This is a genomic window from Planctomycetaceae bacterium (assembly GCA_041398785.1).
In the GTDB taxonomy this organism is placed as follows: Bacteria; Planctomycetota; Planctomycetia; order Planctomycetales; family Planctomycetaceae; genus JAWKUA01.
In genome coordinates this window covers 244,386-263,102 of the sequence record JAWKUA010000007.1, presented here as the reverse complement: position 1 = coordinate 263,102, position 18,717 = coordinate 244,386, and the positions used below count along the sequence as shown (strand labels likewise).

Below are 18,717 nucleotides of genomic sequence, written 5' to 3'. Positions count from 1 at the left end.
GGTGTTACCTCACGGCAATACGTTCCTCGGCAGCGGAACTGAATTGGAACTCGCGCAGAGTGAAGCAGACGATGGTTCCGCCGTCGGTCCCGGCTTCCACCCAGATACGCCCTCCGTGCCGAACCACAATACGTTTGCACAGCGCCAGACCTACGCCGGCTCCGGGGACATCGTCCTTGTACCCAAGCCGCTTGAAGATTGTGAAGACCCGGTCAGCGTGTCGGCTGTCGATTCCAATCCCGTTGTCTCGCACGGAAATCAGGAAATGCCCATCGTCTGCTTCGGCAGTGACCGTGACCATGGGCGCGTCAGTTCCGCGATACTTGATGGCGTTGTCAATGACGTGAAAGAACAGCGTCTGCAGTTGCTGCCGGTCACCCGAAACAACGGGCATGTCGCCGACCTGGATACTGGCTCCCTGGAATTCGATGCTGCCGGTCAGGTCCAGAACTGCATCATCGACGACTTCGGTCAGGTCGACACGTTCCATCGGCCGGCCGCGCGTGTTGATGCGGGAATAAGCCAGCAGGCCTTCGATCATCGTACTCAGCGACACGGCGCTGTTTCCGATGACTCGTGTGGCCTTCGCCATCTTTTCGTGGTCGTCGGACGTGACCGACTTTTCCAGAATCTCTGAATACTGCCTGATATGCCGCAGGGGAGCCTGCAGGTCGTGGGAAACGGCATAAGCAAAATCCGGCAGTTCCTCGTTGATCTGAGCCAGTGTCATCATGGTTCGCTGAGCACGTTCGGCTTCCTTGATGGCGGTGATGTCGGTGGTCGTCAGCACGACACCCCGGACATCGCCGTCACCCGTGCGATAGGGCTGCATCCGCTGCAGATAGACGCGCCCGTCGCTGTTTTGAACTTCCACTTCCTTTGGTTCACGCGTATTCAGCACATCAGCGGCATCGGCCAGCAGATGCGGGCTGTCCAGCTTGTAGGCGATGTGATCGATGGGCCGGCCGATATCCTGTTCCATGACGTTGAACGCGGCTTCGATCGCCGGTGTGAACATTCGAATGCGAAAGTCCTGATCCAGAAAGATCGTGCCGATATCGGTGCTTCGAAGCAGGTTGTCCATATCACTGGTCAGCTGCGTCAGTTCCTCGATCTTCTGCTTGTGTTCTGAGTTGACCGTATAGAGTTCTTCGTTGACGCTGTGCAGTTCCTCGTTTGTGCTCTGCAGTTCTTCGTTGGAAGCGATCAGTTCTTCATTGGTTGCCTGAAGCTCTTCGTTGCTGGATTCCAGTTCCTCGACGGTCGCCTGCAGAGTCTCGCGGGTGTACCCCAGTTCGCGTTCCAGTTGAGTGATCCGTTCGTCGGAATAGTCGCCGGCCCGAAATTCCTCCGCGACTTCAGGTCCTCGAACCGGTGTTTCCATCGGCTCCATACAAATGAGAAACAGACTCTGAGCGGATTTTTTGTAGGGTTCGACTGTCAGCTTGTAGCTTTGTGTTTCGCCGTCAGATTTGACGCGAATGTCCAGAAACACGACCGGCTCGTCGTCCTGTTTCGCTTTCAGCAGAGCGGCGCTTGTGGCAGACCGCAGCTCGCCGGTGAGCATCTTCAGGACATCCAGAGTCGGGCGGCCTTCCGGCTGCACCAGCAGTTTTCGGGCGTCGCCGAATGTGTGGACAAGTTCATTGAATTCGTTGACCATCAGGCTGGGCGGAACGTATTTGGCAAGCAGTTCTTCAGCAGCGGACGCCAGCCACGCCTGACGAAACGCCTGTGGCGCTTCCACGACCACGCCGGATTGCTTTCCCCGAATGACGGTGCTGAGCGCCGGACTGGCCGGCAGTCGCGTCGCTTCGGGCAGCCGCACGTCCCGCTTCTTGCGATAAATGCGCCAGTGCCGGTCAATTGTGTCGAACTCCGGCGCCAGGTCGCCGACGGTCTCGCTGGGTCCCAGAAACAGAATCCCGCCTGTCTTAAGCCCGAAATGAAACAGCGACAGAATTCGCTTCTGGATTTTGGGTTCCAGATAGATCAGCACATTGCGGCAACTGATCAGATCGATTCTCGTGAACGGCGGGTCGTTGGTCAGATCGTTGGCGGCAAAGATGACTCGCTGGCGCAGATCACGCTTGATGTGGCACAGTCCGTTCGTCCGCGTGAAGAACTTCATCCGGAACTCATCCGGCACGCCATCCAGAGCCGATGCCGGATAGACGGCTGTGCTGGCCGTTTCCAGTGAACTTCGGTGAACGTCGGTTGCGAAGATCTTGAATTCGGGGTCACGGCCAAATTGTTGCATCCCTTCAAAGAACAGCATGCCCAGCGAGAACGCTTCCTCACCCGTTGCGCAACCCGGAACCCAGACCCGCAGTTCCTCGCCCGGCTGAGACCGCCGGATCATCTCCGGAATCACGTCGCGCCGCAGGCGTTCAAACGCCGCGCTGTCCCGGAAGAACTGCGTGACTTCGACCAGCAGGTCCCGGAACAGAACTTCCATTTCCTCGTCGCTGCCTTCCAGAACCTCGGCGTATTCATCCAGATCACGAAAACTGCCCATTTGAATTCTGCGTTCGACGCGGCGAGTAATCGTCGCCGGCTTATACAGCCCAAAATCAACGCCATAGTGCAGCCGGAACAGCCGCAGAATCCGAAACATGGCCGATGCGCCTTCCGGTTCCTGTTCCTGCTGCGAAACGCTGACTTCAGCGCGGCTGCCGCTGGCCGCATAATCCATAATGCGCTTCGGCATTTCGTGGGGTTCGCACAGGATGTCCACGATCCCCGTCTGGATGGCGGCCCGCGGCATACCGTCGAATGCCGCGCTGTTTTCACTTTGAACCAGAACCACGCCACCTGCTTCGTGGATATCCTTGATCCCCCGGGAACCGTCGCTGCCCGTGCCAGACAACACGATGCCGACCGCCTTTTCTCCGGACTCCCGGGCCAGTGACCGAAAGAAGAAATCAATCGGAAGCTTCAGGCTGCGTTCACCGGTCTGCTGTGTCAACAACAGTCGGCCCTGTGACAGAGCCATATTTTTTTCCGGCGGAATCAGGTAGATGGAATCCGGTTCCACCACAATTCCGTCGGTCACCTTGTGAATGGCCATCCGAGTATGGCGCGCCAGCAACTGATCCATCAGACTCTTAAAGTCCGGTGACAGGTGCTGCACGACGACGAACGCCAGGCCGCTGTCATTCGGCATGTTGTCGAAGAACTCTTCAATCGGGGCCAGGCCGCCGGCGGAGGCCCCGATGCCAACGAACAGACGAGGAGTGTTGACGGATTGGTCCACAAACGTGTCCTGTATTCAGTGGTGAGCCCGGGAAATCAGGTGCAACATTCAGGGCTGCCGATCAAAGCCGCCCGGCCGTTTGCATGTAACCCGCGACTGCCATTTACCTGGTGGATGCAGTCCGCGAGCGCCGATCACTTGGGCGGCAGCCGTACGACTGTCACCCAGAATTCCTGCACTTCCTGAATGACGCTGAAGAACTGCGTCAGATCGACGGGTTTTACGATGTAGTTGTTGGCGGCCAGGCCGTAGGACTCCAGCACATCTCTGTCCTGATTTGACGTGGTCAGAACAACCACCGGAATCACTCTCAGCTCTTCGTCTGACCGAATCGCCTTCAGTACGTCGCGACCATCCAGCTTCGGCATGTTCAGGTCCAGCAGGATCAGGTCCGGACGAGTGGCATTTGCATACTTTCCTTCCCTTCGAAGGTATGCCATCGCTTCTTCACCATCCGGCACGTGAGCGACCGTGTTCCTGATCTTGCCTTCGGCCAGGGCCTCCAGAGTCAACTGGGCGTCCGTCTCGCTGTCTTCCACCAGCAGGATGTCGATGGGCTTGTGTTCGTCGGTCATGTTGCCTCTTTTTGCTCATGTTGTTGATGTCAGGATGCTGGCAAACGAAAACCGGTTCCGGCGGAAGCCGTGCGGCCGACGATTTTCTCTGGCTCAAAGCTTTGCTGTCACGGGAAGACAACCACTGAAATCACACAATGGGAAGGGTGACTACGAAGGTTGCCCCCTCGCCGGGAGCGGATCGTACGGAAATCGTGCCGTGATGGCGATCGACTATGCGGCGGCACAGTGCCAGTCCTATGCCGGTTCCGGCAACTTCCTCACGGCGATGAAGTCTCTTGAACATTGTGAAGATGCAATCCTGGTACTCTTCCGGAATTCCCATTCCGTTATCCGCCACCTCAATCACGCAGCTTGAATCATGAACGGCCGCGCAGATCGTGACCTGCGGGGACGTACCGGGAATCCGAAACTTGATCGAATTGCTGATAAGATTCTGGAAGAGCTGTGTGAACAGACCGTGTTGCCCGTGGATCTTCGGCAGCTCGCCGACTTCGATCGACGCCTGGGAGTCCGTGATCGCAGTCTTCAGGTTGTCCACCGCCTGTGCCACGCATTGACTCAGATCCACCAGCTCGGTGTTGAGTTCCAACCTGGATACTCGCGAGAAATCGAGCAGATCCTGGATCAGGTCCTTCATTCGGGCCACGCCATCGACCACGTGGCGCAGGTATCCAAGCCCCCGTTCATCCAGGCGTTCGCTGTATTTGCGTTCGAGCAACTGGCAAAAGCCACCGATGGCTCGCAACGGTTCCTGCAGGTCATGCGAAGCCACATAGGCGAACTCTTCAAGATCGTTGTTGCTTTGCTGAAGCCGCAGTTCCGCTTCCTTCTGCCGCGTCACGTCGTAGATGGAACCCGCCATGCGCGCCGGCCTGCCGTGAGCGTCTCGCACCGTATCGGCGCGACTTCGAAACCATCGGTAGCTGCCGTTTTTCAGACGCATCCGGAACTCGTGGTCGTAGGGCAGCCGCTCTTCGAAATGCTGCCGGATACGGTTCCAGACTCCGGCCTTGTCCTCCGGATGCAGCCGCCGGTCAAACGCCTCCAGAGTATCCGGGAAGGCCGGATCGCCCGCAGGATTGAACCCCAGCAACTCGCGAAATCGCGGCGCATATTCGACGCGGTTGGAGTTCACGTCCCAGTCCCATCCTCCGTCGGTTGATCCCAGCACTTTCAGGTACGCTTCCAGCCGCGAACGCATGTCTTCCCGTTCTGTGACGTCCACGTGAGTCCCCACCATCCGGGCAGGCTCGCCGTTTTCGTTTCTGAACAGTCGGCCGCGGGCCAGGATCCAGCGGTAAGAACCGTCACGATGCCGCATTCGAAACGTCGATTCGTATTCGGCTCCTGACCCGGCAAACAGTTCCGCCACGTTCCTCAGTGCCTCCGTGCGGTCGTCGGGATGAACTCGCGATTCCCAGTCGCTGAGTCTGCTGAGTGTGCCGGGCGGTTCGCCCAGTTGCGCGTGCCATTCATCGGAATACGACACGCGGTTCGTGGCGATATCCCAGTCCCACAGCCCGACGTTGCCGCCCTCCACGGCGACCCTGAGTTTGGACTGCGATTCTTCAAGCTGCCGCTGCGCTTCGACGCGCTGAGTGATGTCGACAATGGTGCTCAGCACGAACGAACCATCTTCGGTGACAAACGCATTCAGTCCGATTTCCACTCGAACTGTGGAGCCATCCGCACGAATGGCGACCAGGTCGCGTCCGCCCTGCATTCGCCGTTTCTCGGGCGTTTTGACAAATTCCTCCCGCAGCAGCCGGTGCCGCACTTTAAATTCCGCAGGCACCAGGATCTCGATCGTCTGCCCCACCAGTTGGTCGCCGTCGTAGCCGAACAGCCGCCGGGCTTCATCATTGACCAGAACGATTTTGCCGTCGAAGTCAGTCAGCACAAGTGCCAGCGCGGAGGACTCAAACGTGGCCTGAAACAGCTTGTCCTGTCGCCTGCGATCGGTGATGTCGCGAATGAATGAGCACGCGAACGGCTGATCTCCGGAATCGATGTAGTGCGTCGAGACTTCGACCGGCAGCGTCGTTCCATCCTTTCGACGGTATCGCCGTTCGCGCGTCAGGTGTTTTCCCTGCGTAAGCTGCGGCCACAATTCGTCTGTGAATTCGTCGACCGAGCCGGGGTCCGAATCGACGTCGGACACTGTCATCGTCAGCAATTCCTGCGGCGTGTATTGCAGCCGTCGGCATGCCGCGTCGTTGACGTACAGCAACCGGCCCGCGGAATCGACCCACATGACTCCGTCGCCGGCAGTATCCAGAGCGACCCTGGTTCGATGCAGCGAAGCCTGGGCCTGAGTCCGTTCCGACGCGGAAGCACCGACGATCAGGAATGCCGCTGCCGTAATGAACAGAAAGATCTGCAGCACGGACGCACGAACAACCACTTCCGGAATCTCACCGAACGTACCGTTTCCGTTTGCCGTGTGTGCAACAGTGATCAGTGCCGTTGCGAAGAGTCCCGTTGCCGCCCCGACAATATGAAAGCGAAGCGACAGCCAGAGCAGCACCGGATACGTAACGTACGCAATTCGCTGTGTCTGCCTGCCAAAGACGAATTCGGCGATCAGCATCTGAACAGCCAGCACCGACAGAAACAGCCAGATCGATCTTGAGTTCCGGCGCCGCGACTTCAACTGCACGAACGAATTGCCGTCCGTCACACTCGAGACGATGACCAGCACGAACGGACATCCGATCAGCATCCCCAGGACGTCACCGCTCCACCAGATGCGCCAGGTGTCGGCATAGTCTGCCCCGAAGGCATACGTCACGACAGCAGCTCCCAGTGTCGCGCCGATCGCAGTGCAGACCAGACAGGGAAGCAGGACAAACCCGATGACGGTGTCGGATCTGGCAAGTCGAAACGGCTGGCTCAGAAATCGCACAGTCAGCCAGGCCGCGCTGAGCGATTCCGTCAAGTTCGCGATCCAGAAGCCGCAACTGACAGGCAGCGTCTTGTGGTGGAAGAAAACGTCGGAGACCAGGTTTGCCGCCAGAGTTCCCGCCGCGACCCACGGCCAGCGACGCGTCGGAACGGACAGGTACGCCGCCAGCGCCAGTCCCGACGGCAGCCAGAACGTCGCGAAATCACCGGGAAACGAAAGGGCGTGTCCGATTTCCGCGAACAGAAAATAGCACGTCGCCACAGCAGCAAATATCCGCAATCGGGAATGCTGCTGCGAGCCCGTGGCTCGTGAAAATTTGTCCGGCGCGGCCATCGTGCAACAACGTTCGCGGGAAGCAGGTCACTGATCGGCCAGCAGCGCGTTGAAACAGGCGGCGTTGAAAAAGGTGCCTGGAACTTTGGTGGCGGCACGGAAGAACGTCGAAACTGAGCCGCCGGAGAGTTCCAGACACCTTTTTCAACAAGATACCTTTTTTCAACCTACTGCCAGGTGGAGGCGTATCGGGATGCTGAGTGCTCCGCTTCCGGCTGCCGCAACCGGCACTTGTCGGCGTCCGTAAAGCAAACAGGAGATCACCGCGCAGCATAACAACCGCACAGGGAAATGCAGCGGTGCCGGCAACTCGCGGCATCGGCCTCAGGAAACCCGACGCTCGCGGGTTCATTGACTTGCAGCACGATTCGGCTTTCGGAGTCTTTTCGGCTCATCCGGAAAATGGGGTTATTGGTTGAACAGCGTTTCAGGCCCGGCGGGCCGACACAACCTGTGCGGGTGGCGTGAGCCACCGGTCAGATGCCGAATTCCTGTCCAAAGCCCCGGAGGGGCGATACATGCTTAAACGCAGTGAATGTGTCGGCCCTTCAGGCCTGCGGACGCGGAGGCACCAGCTTCCGGAGCCTGTCGGCTCCGGCTGAAGTTGTGCCTGCCCTCCGGGCATCAACAACCGGAGATGCGAGGTTGTCGGATCGCAACGTCACATTCGATCGAAGTCTCCGCAGAAATGACGGCGAACATCAGCAAGCCTTCATCGACCGATCCTTCAGCAACACCACCATTCCCCGGAAGAGCCGTCTTTTCGATGGCGCCGACGCAAGCCCCGGTTCTCTGCGAACACAACCGCGGCTGGTGTTTTGTCAGGCATGTATCGATGGGTCGTGTGCCACTGGCCGTGCCAGTGCTCTGCAACATCGAACACACTGGCACAGCCAGTGGCACACATCAAAACACGATGGACAAGGCACTAGCGCGTGCGGCTTGCGGCTTGCGGCTTGCGGGCAGGTAACAGCTTATCTGCCGCTCGCTTTACGGCGTGTGGCCGATGCTTTCCTGGCCGGCCAGATGTCCAAGTTTTGCAAGGACGCTGTCCAGAACGTCGGGATTCAGCGGCTTGACCAGATGCAGATCAAACCCGGATTCGCGAACGGCCTGTTTGTCGGTGTCCTGTCCGTAGCCGGTCAGCGCCACCAGCGGGATGTGATTGTTGGCCGCGTCGGCTCGCAGGCGGCGGGCAACTTCGTGGCCGTTCAGTTCCGGAAGTCCAATATCGATAATCGCGGCATCGGGCTTCAGTTGCTGGATCATTTCCAGTCCCTCCGCGCCGGTGGCGGCTTCGTGGACTTCCAGGCCGCGCATCGTCAGCAGCGCGGCCAGCATTTCGCGGGCGTCGTCGATGTCTTCCACCAGAACGATTGTCTGAATGGACGTCCGTTGCGGTTTCGCGGCGGGCTTTGACGGGTTCGACGAGTCGGGGGCCAGAGGCAGCACCACGGTAAACAGGCTGCCTTTTCCATGCCCTTCGCTTTCGGCGTGAACAGTGCCGCCGTGGAGTTCCACCACCGCCTTGACCAGAGTCAGCCCCACACCCATGCCTCCGTTTGAACGGTCCAGTGTTTCGTCGGACTGATAGAACAGCGAGAAAATTTCCCGCAGCTTGTCGGCCGGAATTCCCGTGCCTGAGTCCCGGACTTCGATCACCGCTTCCTTCGCCCGTGAATACAGCGAAACCAGAACGTCGCCGCCGCGAGACGTGTACTTGACGGCGTTGGTCAGCAGATTGACAGTGACCTGTTCCAGCCGCGCGGGATCGCCATTGACGGTCACGGGTTCCGCCGCAATTTCGACAGACAGGTTCAGGTCGGATTCCTCCACCGGCTGCCGCACGACGGCGACCGCCTGTTCGACGATTCGCCGCAGATCGACGGTCGTCGGCCGCAGTTCAATCTTGCCGTGAGTGATCCGGGAAACGTCCAACAGGTCATCCATCAGCCGGGACATCTGATTCAGTTGCCGCTGAACGACTCCCAGCGCACGTTCTCGGGTGCGGCTGTCGACGTCCGGCGAAGACAGCACCGCGGTGGCGTTCGTCACGGCGCCCAGCGGGTTCCGCAGTTCGTGAGACAGCATCGCCAGAAACTGGTCACGGCGAGCGACACCCTGCTGCACCTCTTCTTCCGCCCGGCGTTTGTCGGTGATGTCTTCGAAGGATCCGGCCATGCGAATCGCCCGTCCGCCGCCCTTGCGTTCGGCCGCTCCTCGCATGTGGTACCAGCGGTATTCGTCCGACTGGCCGTATTCCATGCGATACTCGATATCAAACGGCGCATCGTTCTTCAGATGATCGTTCAGCGCCGCCATGACGCGATCGTGGTCTTCCGGATGAATGAGTTCTCTCCAGAACGATACGGTCATTTCCTGGCTGGGAGCGCGCCCCAGCAGCGAATACATCCGGCTGGAACACCAGATCGGTTCCTGGCTGACATCCTTCCAGTCCCAGATGCCGGCATTGCTGCCCCGCACGGCCAGGTCAAAGCGTTCTTCACTTTTCTGCAGAGCTTCCGTGGCCGCCTGCAGGGTTGTGACGTCGACCAGCGTGACGACCGCGCCTTCCACAGTGCCGCGCGAAAGGTAGGGGAAGATTCGCAGCAGGTACCACTGTCCGTCTTCATCCCGGGTTTCGCGGTGAATCGGCTGTTCCGTCCGAATCACTTCCTGAATCGTGCCGGACAGATTCAGTTCCTGCAGCCTGTGCGTGAACGAATCGATCGAACGGCCGATGTCCTGCGGAATCAGGTTGAACAGTTCCGCGATGCGCGGCGTGAACCGCCGCAGCCGCAGCCGCGAATCCAGAAACAGTGTGTGAACGTTGGTGGTGGTCAGCAGATTGTCGATGTCGTCGTTCAGTTCCGTAAGTTCATCGATCTTCCGCTGGTGTTCGGCGTTGACGGTGTAGAGTTCTTCGTTGACGGAATGCAGTTCCTCGTTGGTGCTTTGCAGTTCCTCGTTGGAGGCCGTCAGTTGTTCATTTGTCGACTGCAGTTCTTCGTTTGTTGACTGCAGTTCCTCAATGGTCGACTGCAGGTTGTCCTGAGTGAACTGCAGTTCGCGTTCGAGATGTTCCACCGAACTGAGGTCCGACGCGCGCAGCGGCCGGGTGTCGTCGTGCGGAACGGCAGGTTCGGATTCCTCGAATCGCACCAGCACGGAGCAGTCTTCGTCATCGTCTGATGCGAACCGGTTAATCCGCAGCGTGATTTCAACAACCCGGCGTTCCAGTTCGCAGCGGATGCCGTCAATGGAGACCGGCTGGCCGTCGCGCTGAAGATGGATCAGTGCCAGGGACAGAGGAACCCGCAGTTCAGGGTGAATAACGTTCAGGATGTCGTTTGCCGGACGGCCGTCGGAAAACCCCAGAAACTTTCCGGCACCGCCGATGACGTGCAGGATCTCGCGACGATCGTTGATCAGCAGCGCCGGAAAACCAAAGTCTTTCAGCAGCCGGTCGTAGATTTTCAGCAGGCCGCGGAATCCGTTGCGGTCACGCGTCGCCGGTTGCGGGACGGCCGGCAGCCATGGCGAACGTGTCACATACGCGGCCTTAACGCCCTGAGCGGACTCCCGGTGCTTGCGGAAGATTCGCAGCGAATCATCCATGGGCTGAAATTCGCCCCGCAGGTCGCCGATGGATTCGCTGCTGCCCAGGCAAAGTGCTCCTCCCGATTTCAATCCGAAATGGAACAGTGACAGAACGCGCTGCTGTGTCTGCGGTGTCAGATAGATCAGCAGGTTGCGGCAGCAGATCAGGTCGAGCCTCGTGAACGGAGCGTCGCGGATGACATTGTGCGGCGTAAACACAACCATCTTGCGAAGTTCCGGAGCGACATGGAAACCGTCCTGCCGCTCAATGAAGAACCGGTCACGCCGTTCGGGCGTCATGCCGGACATCCGGTCGCCGGAGTAGATACCGCGACCGGCGACGGCAAGCGACGGTTGATGAACGTCTGAAGCGAAGATTCGGACGCGCTTTTCAAGACCGCGTTTTTCGAATTCCTCGTCCAGCAGAATCGCCAGCGAATAGGCTTCTTCTCCGGTCGCTGTCCCGGCGACCCAGCAGCGAAATTCCTCGTCAGCGTGCAATCCGTCAATCAGCGTCGGCAGCACATCCAGTTGCAGCCGTTCAAACACATGCTGATCACGGAAGAAGTCGGTAACGCCGATCAGCATGTCGTGATAAAGCTGATCCAGCTCCTCTTCGTGCTGCCGAACCTGATTCAGGTAGTCCCCGACGTCCGTCAGCCCCGACAGCTTCACTCGCCGCTGAATCCGGCGAGCAATCATGTCAGACTTGTATTGAGAAAAGTCCAGTCCAAACCTGCTGTGCAACAGGTTGAATACCGTGCGCATCGACGGATCCATGTGGTCAATCGGCTCCATGCCTCCATTCACAGTCGAAGTTGCCTCCTCACGAGATTTGTTGTTGCAGATACGTTCCAGAGCCCTGGCGATTTCGCGGGGCGACAACAGCAGATCCACTACTCCGGTATCACACGCGCTGCGCGGCATGCCGTCGAACGCACAGGATTCCGGAGTCTGCACGATGACAGTGCCATCGGCCGAATGAACGTCACGTATTCCTCGCGAACCGTCGCTGCCTGTGCCCGACAGGACCACGGCAACCGCGTTGCTGCCGGCATCCTGAGCGAGCGATCGGAAGAACTGATCGATGGGAAACGACAGGCCGGACGCGTCTGACCGCTCCGTCAGCAACAGGCGGCCGTTTGAAAGAATGACCTGCTTTCCGGGAGGCAGCAGGTACACGTGATTGGCATACACGGCACCCGCGTCAGAGATCAGTTCCACCGGCATTCGAGTGTGCCGGGCAAGCAACTGATCCATAATGCTGTCGAAGTCGGGCGACAGGTGCTGAATGACGATCAGTGCCATTCCCGAGTCGGGCGGCAGTTCGTCCAGCAGGGCTTCCAGAGCGTGCAGGCCTCCGGCTGACGCACCGATGCCGACGATTCTGTCCGGAACACTTCCGCTGACCTGTTCCATGAGCCGCCTCCTGAGCTGCAACTCCTGCGCGGCAAAAATACAGGTTCCAGCTTGTGAACCTGCAGTTTCCGCCGATGTTCGGGCGCGATGATAAGAAACCGTTGGGTGTCATGGCGAGTCGACGGAGGGATCTTCCCTGAAGACATAGGGAAATCCCTGGTACACGCTGTGCGGCGGCCGTTACCGGAACTCATCCGGTTCACTGCCGTAATGGTTTTTGAGATGGGGGTATGGGTTTCCCTGGCGGCAGAATTTTTTTTCAGAATTGATCTTGCGTGGCAGATCTCAGTTGTGAAGATCCATTTGTCCGAAGGATCGGACGGTTGAACACAGCATGGATGCATCAGCTCTGAGACTGCTTCCGGGAAAGGAAACCCGCCATGCTTGTGATGTCGCGCCGTCAGGATGAAAAGGTTGTCTTCCCCGGTCTCGGAATCGTCGTCACACTGCTGGGAGTTCGCGGCAACACGGCTCGACTGGGAGTCGACGCACCTCGGGATGTCAAGATCCTGAGAGAAGAGGTTGCTGACCGGTGCCCGCCACCGCATTCGGTTCGTCAGGACCAGCATGCAATTCGCAACGTGCTGAATTCCGTCAATCTGTTCGCGATGGTCTATCAGAAACAGATGGACGCGGGCCTGACCGACGATGCTGCGACAACGTTCATCAAACTGGTGGACTATCTGGAAAAGCAGACACAGTCCGGCCGTGTTGACTTCACCGTTGAGTCGGAAAGTGCCGAACCGGTTTCCGGGCGAGTGATGGTTGTCGAAGACGACGACGACCAGCGAGAACTTTTGACAAGCCTGCTGGCAATGCAGGGGCTTGACGTCGCCGCTCACGACAACGGCCGCACGGCCCTGGACGAACTCCGCCGCGGAAACTCACCCAACGTCGTCTTGCTCGACTGGGCTATGCCGCAGTTCGGCGGCGAATGGCTGGTTCCGAAAATCCGCGGTGAATTCGGCAGCCAGTCGCCCAAACTGTTCGTTCTGAGCGGAACCGAATCCGTTAGAACCGCGCAGCGCGAAGGCGTCGACGCCTGGCTCGGCAAGCCGCTCAATCAGGAAGCGCTGCTGGCCAGAATCCGCGCCGCGTGCCCTGTTGCCTGACACTCGGTGCGATTGCGGTCCTGCACACTCACCAGCGAATCCGTCTTCGCCACCGGAATGCCGGCTGGCATCGCATCAGAGCGGTCGAATCCGGTAGTGCCCGTATGCCGATCAACCCGGGTTGTCCACAGATGAACACAGATGAACACAGATACAAAAAGGCTGGCCGCGGAACCGCTTCAAAGTTCGGGTCCAATCGCTTCATTGCCAGCCCGCCAAAAATCTGTGTCCATCTGTGTGAATCTGCGGACCAGGAACCGGCTCATCCGGAAAATGGGGGTGTTGAGTCAACAGCGTTTCAGGCCCGGCGGGCCGACACAACCTGTGCCGGTGGCGTGAGCCACCGGTCAGATGCCGAATTCCTGTCCAAAGCCCCGGAGCGGCGATACAGCTTTTGCCGCAGCGGATGTGTCGGCCTTTCAGGCCTGCGGACGCGGAGACACCAGCTTCCGGAGCCTGTCGGCTCCGGCTGACGTTGTGCCTGCCCTCCGGGCATCAACAACCGGAAACGCGAGGTTGTCGGATCGCAACGTCAGATCCGATCGAAGTCTCCGAAGGAATGACGGCGAACGCCAGCAAGCCTTCATCGACCGATTCTTCAGCAACACCCCTGTTCGCCGGAAGAGCCCAGGAACCGAGCATTCCGCAGCGCTGAGTCCGGAATTGCGAATTCCGACGTCGCCTATGGAATGCCGCGGACGATTGGCGGGCCGATCAGGCGAGTGACCCAGACGGGCAGCTTCTGCCAGACTCCGATCAGTCGATCGTACTTTCCGCTGCCGGGGCGCATGTCGCTGACGGTGCCGCGGCGATTGTAGAACTGCCACACAGCGGGAAACTCTTCCGATCCCCACTGCTTCTTGAACTTCCACGTCCCGCTGTCGACGGAACTGCGGCCGAAGTCGAAAGTCGACTGGCCTCGTTCGATCGCTCGCTTCAGCACGTGCCAGTACATCAGCATGTTGGCGCTGGTGTGGTTGAATTCTCTCAACGAGCTGGCGCTGGGAATCAGCGTGACGCCGGGACCGTGCAGCAGGAACCCGGACGCCACCGGCCTGCCCTGGTATCGAACCGTGCAGATCTCCGCCGCGTCACCGAATTCGTCCAGCATGTACTCAAACAGCCGTCTGGAAAACGGCGGAGTTCCCAGGTCGCGCATGTTGCGGCAGAAGATGTTGTAAAACGTGCGAAGCTGATCGTCGCGGCCGAATTCTGTTTGCAGCGACGAATCGTTCAGCGGCTTTTTGATCTGGCTGCGGACTTTCGATTTCAGCGTTGTCCAGAGTTCATCGCTGGTCGACGGCAGCCGGAGCCGCATGTGGACTTTCTCCGTGCTGGTCGCATTCCATGCCGGATGAGGAACGCTGCGTTCGTGCCGCAGTTCCAGACGTTTCACGTCCAGCGTGTCCGCCAGAGACACGGCCGCGTCGATCAGCCTGCCGGCGATCTCATCGGAATCCGCCAGAACGCCTCCGGTATTCAGATACGGCTGACTTGTCAGAAACCGTCCGAAGATCGGCCCGGAAATGAACATCAGCGGCAGAACACCGACAATCTTCCGGTGCTGTTCGGCCCACAGAAAATAGGGTTCATGCTGCAGGCTGGTCTGAAAGATGCGGCCCCATTCGGCTCGCAGATGAAAGCCGTCGTAGCCCCATTTTGTCAGGTATTCGTTCCATCCAGAGGCGCGCGGGTGCGAATCTGCGTGCTGAGCGACGTGCCGGCCAGCGGATGCGAAGTGGTGGTTTGTACAAGCGTCATGAGTAGGAATCCTGCAGATCTGCCGCCGGTTGAACGCTGTGCGAATCGTGTTTCGTGATTGCTGAGAGACTTGGGTCGAGCGTCCGGTAAACGTCGACGATCTTCTGCATGCGTTTTTTGAACGAGAATCGCTGTTCGACTGTTCGGCGTCCTTCTTCGGCCAGCCGGTGGCGCAGACAGTCATCGTTCAGGCAGCGCTGAATGCCGTCGTAGAGTGCTTCACGACGGTCGGGCGCGACAACGATTCCGTTTGTACCGTCGTCGATCAATCGCGGGATGCCGTTGACTCGCGTCGCCACGACCGCTCGCTGCGTCGCCATCGCTTCCAGAACAACGTTCGGCAGTCCTTCCCGAAGACTGCTCAGAACGAACACGTCGATGGCTCGGTACAGCACGCGGGGGTCGCTGAGATAACCCACCAACTTCACATGATTCTGAAGGTCCAGTTCATCAATCTGCCGCTGCAGGGCTTCCTTCAGATGTCCTTCGCCGGCGATCAGCAGTCCGACCGCCTGGCCGTCGGTCACCATCCGGCTGACGGCATCGATCAGATGATGAAAGCCCTTTTCTTCGGACAGCCGGCCGACGGCTCCCAGCAGAACCTGGTCGCTGCCGAAGCCGAAGCGAGCCCGTTCGCTGAGCCGCGGAGGCGACGTGTCGTAGTCGGATTCCACGATCGCATTGTCGACCAGCCGCAGCCGGTCGGACGGAATGCCGCTGTCCAGGCACGTGTCCAGCAGGTCCTGAGACACGCAGATCACCTGCTGATACCGCTTCATGCAGAAGCGATCGATCTTATAGTACAGCGGCGTTCGCGACGTGAACCGCACCCAGCCGTGAGCGGTCGTGACCAGATGCATGCGATGAAACCGGCGAACCAGCAGTCCCAGGGCGTTGCTTTTGTAATCGTGAGCGTGCCAGACGGAGACCTGTCGCTCGCGGCAGATTTTCACGGCCTGGCGAATCACGTTGAAATCCAGCGGACCGCGATCATCCATGCCGATGATTTCCGCACCCGCTTCACCGGCCTTCGCCTGCAGCGTAGCGAAGCCGGGATCGTGCGGCGGCCGCATGAACAGACAGGCTGACTCCAGGCCGTAGTCGGCCAGGAACCGCGGAGAATTCAGAATTGTCTTTTCCGGACCTCCGCCGGTTCCCGTGACAACGCGAGTGTGCAGGACCATCGGTCGGCCGCATCTGTTTGATGTGTGCATGTCAGACTCTGCCTTCCGCCGGGGCGGTTTCGTCGCGTCCGGAACGATTCGCCGTGAGGATCCGTTCAAAGACTTCCGATTTGGCGGCCCAGCTTTCGTCGACCAGTCGTTCGCGCGCGTGGAGCTGTTCGGCGGGCAGACCGGTGATGGATCGAAGCTGAACGGCCGACGCAAATTCTTCGGCGGTCTGTGCGATGTCGATGCAGTCGCTCCATTCGCCGACGGCCGGCAGTCGGCTGACGACAACCGGTTTGCCGGTGGCCATGTATTCCTTCAGTTTCAGCGGCTGCATGGCGCGCGTCACCGGCAGATCCGCGTACGGCATGATCAGCACATCCGCGTCGTGAGCAATCCGCGGCAGCGACTGAAACGACTGCGCGGGCAGCGACATCACGTTGCGAAGTTCCAGAATCGCCGGGTCAGGATCCTGCTGAGGCCCCATCAGCACGATGGTGCCTTCCGACAGCCACTGCGACAGACGCTTCAGCATGTCGGAATCCAGTCGCCGGTCCACCATTCCCCAGAACACAGCCAGCGGGCGTCGCACATCTTTGGGAATGGCGGATTCCTTCAGATCGTCGCCGGTTTGCTGCCAGTGGGCCAGGTCGACTCCGTGCGTCAGCAGCGTTGCCGAGCGTCCATGTTGTGCGATGGCGTTTCGCAGAGTTTCACTGACCGCCAGGATGGAATCGGCGTGCCGGATCATTTCGGCGTCCATTCGTCGCAGAGTGTCGCCGTCAAGGCCCGGCCAGACGGCGAAATCGTCGACGCAGTAGTACGTCCAGTGACTCACCGGCAGCGATTCCGGCAGGTCGGCCGTGATCGGGATCGTCGTGACCGCGTGAACCGGCTGCGGCAGTTGTCGAATCAGCGGCGCCAGTTGCTTCGTCAGCAGCCGGCGGTTCAGGGCACGGTCGAACGGCCGGCCGAACCACGGCCACATGCGAGGATTAACGACCTGCAGATTGCAGTGAGTCGCGAGATTGCCGTGAGCCGCCTCGTCGCCGGCCGAACCACCGGTGGACGAATCACCGGCGGACGAATCACCGCCCGACGTCGCAGTTCGCCGTCGCCATTGAGCCAGCTTTTCCGCGACGCGCCGAACGGTCACCAGATCCAGCCGCGGCGCGCGAGTTCCGATCGTGTTGACCCACAGCACCTTGTACTTGGGCAGCAGTTGACGAATGAGGTGCTGGCACGAAGACGGGTGTCGTCCCCAGTCGTCGGAAAACACAACCAGCGACGCGGGCGATTGCTCGACGACCGGCTTCCGTTCCGCGCGTCGACGAGGTTGCTCCGCGCGGGCCGGCGTGACCGGTTCTGCAACGTTCGATGCCGGGCGGCGACGAGGCTTCGAAACGGTACGACGCGGTTCCAGCATTTCCTGATACACGCGACGGTAATTGTCCAGCATGCTGGTCAGCGAAAACTGTTCATGAGCACGGTGGCGGCCGTTTTCGATCAGTCGTTTTCGAAGCTGTGGATCTTCGGCCAGGCGCACCAGACCGCGAGCCAGCCCCGGTGCGTCTCCGGGACCTGCCAGAAATCCGGACAGTTCGTCGGCAATCATTTCCGGAATACCGCCGACCGCCGTCGACACCACGGGCAGTCCGGCGGCCATCGCTTCAATGATCGTCAGCGGAATTCCTTCGCTGATGCTGCTCATCAAAAACGCATCCGACGCGGCCAGCAGGTCGCGAACATCGTTTCGGCTTCCGGCCAGCTTCACGTGATTTGCCAGACCGAGATCGAAGATGCGACCTTCGATGGCGCTGCGTTCGTCGCCGGCTCCCACCAGCAACAGCCGGATTGTCGGGACGGAACGCTTCGCGATGTTGATCGCTTCCAGAGCCGTCCGGTGGTCCTTCAGCTCGTGCAGGCGAGCAACCTGGACAGCCACAAAATCGTCATCGCGAAATCCGAATTCCCGCCGAATTCGCGGCCGGGCGTCCGAGGAAGCTGCGGCCAGCGCCTCCAGATCGACTCCGTTATAGATCACGCCGACGCGGCCCGCCGGCAGTCCTTCGTTGTCGATCAGAGCCTGCTGGACGGATTTCCCACAGCCGAACAGCCGATCGCAGCGGCGCAGCAGCAGTCGATTGACCAGGCGGCTTTTGCGGCTGGGATTATCCGGGAAGTGCCGGCCGTGTTCCGTCAGCAGCACGGGAGTCGTGCCGGTTGCTCCACGGCTCAGCATCGCCTGAAAGAACGGTGTGCATTGATGGGCGTGCAGCAGATCCACGCCTTCCCGCTTCACGAACGCGTTCAGCCGCGCCGCGCAGCGAACGTCGATTCCCGATTGCCGCCGCAGGTGTTCCACGACGAATCCGTCGGCTCGCAACTGAGCGCCGATCTGACCGACTGCATCCAGCACCGCGACGACGCAGCGATAGTCGCCGGACAACCGCCGAACCATCTGGTCGACCAGCACTTCTGCGCCGCCGACTCCCAGCGCATGAATCACGTGGCACACGGTCGGGCGCGTGTCAGCATCCGGGAGTTTTGGTTTTTCGCTGTTGACTGACTGAATCATGGAAGT

At 59.7% G+C, this 18,717-nt stretch carries 8 protein-coding genes; 1 reads left to right on the top strand and 7 read right to left on the bottom strand.

Going from position 1 to position 18,717, the window contains the following annotated elements:
• Positions 1–4 precede the first annotated feature (4 nt).
• The 4 genes from R3C19_10800 to R3C19_10785 form a co-directional block, all read right to left on the bottom strand.
• Positions 5–3,256, bottom strand: a complete 3,252-nt coding sequence (locus R3C19_10800) for a chemotaxis protein CheB (protein MEZ6060843.1) — start codon at positions 3,254–3,256, stop codon at positions 5–7.
• 134 nt (positions 3,257–3,390) lie between these two features.
• Positions 3,391–3,831 (bottom strand): response regulator, encoded by a 441-nt coding sequence (locus R3C19_10795; protein MEZ6060842.1) that lies wholly within the window; start codon positions 3,829–3,831, stop codon positions 3,391–3,393.
• 130 nt (positions 3,832–3,961) lie between these two features.
• Positions 3,962–7,000, bottom strand: coding sequence for a PAS domain S-box protein (locus tag R3C19_10790; GenBank protein ID MEZ6060841.1), 3,039 nt, complete (start codon positions 6,998–7,000; stop codon positions 3,962–3,964).
• A 1,062-nt stretch (positions 7,001–8,062) separates the two neighbouring features.
• Positions 8,063–12,091, bottom strand: coding sequence for a chemotaxis protein CheB (locus R3C19_10785; GenBank protein MEZ6060840.1), 4,029 nt, complete (start codon positions 12,089–12,091; stop codon positions 8,063–8,065).
• A 380-nt stretch (positions 12,092–12,471) separates the two neighbouring features.
• On the opposite strand from R3C19_10785, the gene R3C19_10780 reads away from it, so the two are divergent.
• On the top strand, positions 12,472–13,203 hold the full coding sequence (locus R3C19_10780) for a carbon storage regulator (protein MEZ6060839.1): 732 nt from the start codon (positions 12,472–12,474) through the stop codon (positions 13,201–13,203).
• 682 nt (positions 13,204–13,885) lie between these two features.
• On the opposite strand, the gene R3C19_10775 is transcribed toward R3C19_10780, so the two are convergent.
• The 3 genes from R3C19_10775 to R3C19_10765 all read right to left on the bottom strand — a co-directional run bounded on the left by R3C19_10775 (position 13,886) and on the right by R3C19_10765 (position 18,711).
• A complete protein-coding gene (locus tag R3C19_10775) occupies positions 13,886–14,839 on the bottom strand; it encodes a FemAB family PEP-CTERM system-associated protein (GenBank protein ID MEZ6060838.1) in 954 nt (317 codons plus the stop codon).
• 121 nt (positions 14,840–14,960) lie between these two features.
• Positions 14,961–16,178: a glycosyltransferase family 4 protein gene (locus R3C19_10770; protein ID MEZ6060837.1), complete on the bottom strand. Its 1,218-nt coding sequence runs from the start codon at positions 16,176–16,178 to the stop codon at positions 14,961–14,963.
• Position 16,179: 1 nt separating this feature from the next.
• Positions 16,180–18,711: a glycosyltransferase gene (locus tag R3C19_10765; GenBank protein ID MEZ6060836.1), complete on the bottom strand. Its 2,532-nt coding sequence runs from the start codon at positions 18,709–18,711 to the stop codon at positions 16,180–16,182.
• Between the last annotated feature and the right edge of the window lie 6 nt (positions 18,712–18,717).

Coding starts and splice junctions, on each gene's coding strand:
- R3C19_10795 (MEZ6060842.1), bottom strand. CDS start 3,831: ATGACCGACGAACACAAGCCCATCGACATCCTGCTGGTGGAAGACAGC.
- R3C19_10785 (MEZ6060840.1), bottom strand. CDS start 12,091: ATGGAACAGGTCAGCGGAAGTGTTCCGGACAGAATCGTCGGCATCGGT.
- R3C19_10780 (MEZ6060839.1), top strand. CDS start 12,472: ATGCTTGTGATGTCGCGCCGTCAGGATGAAAAGGTTGTCTTCCCCGGT.
- R3C19_10770 (MEZ6060837.1), bottom strand. CDS start 16,178: ATGCACACATCAAACAGATGCGGCCGACCGATGGTCCTGCACACTCGC.
- R3C19_10765 (MEZ6060836.1), bottom strand. CDS start 18,711: ATGATTCAGTCAGTCAACAGCGAAAAACCAAAACTCCCGGATGCTGAC.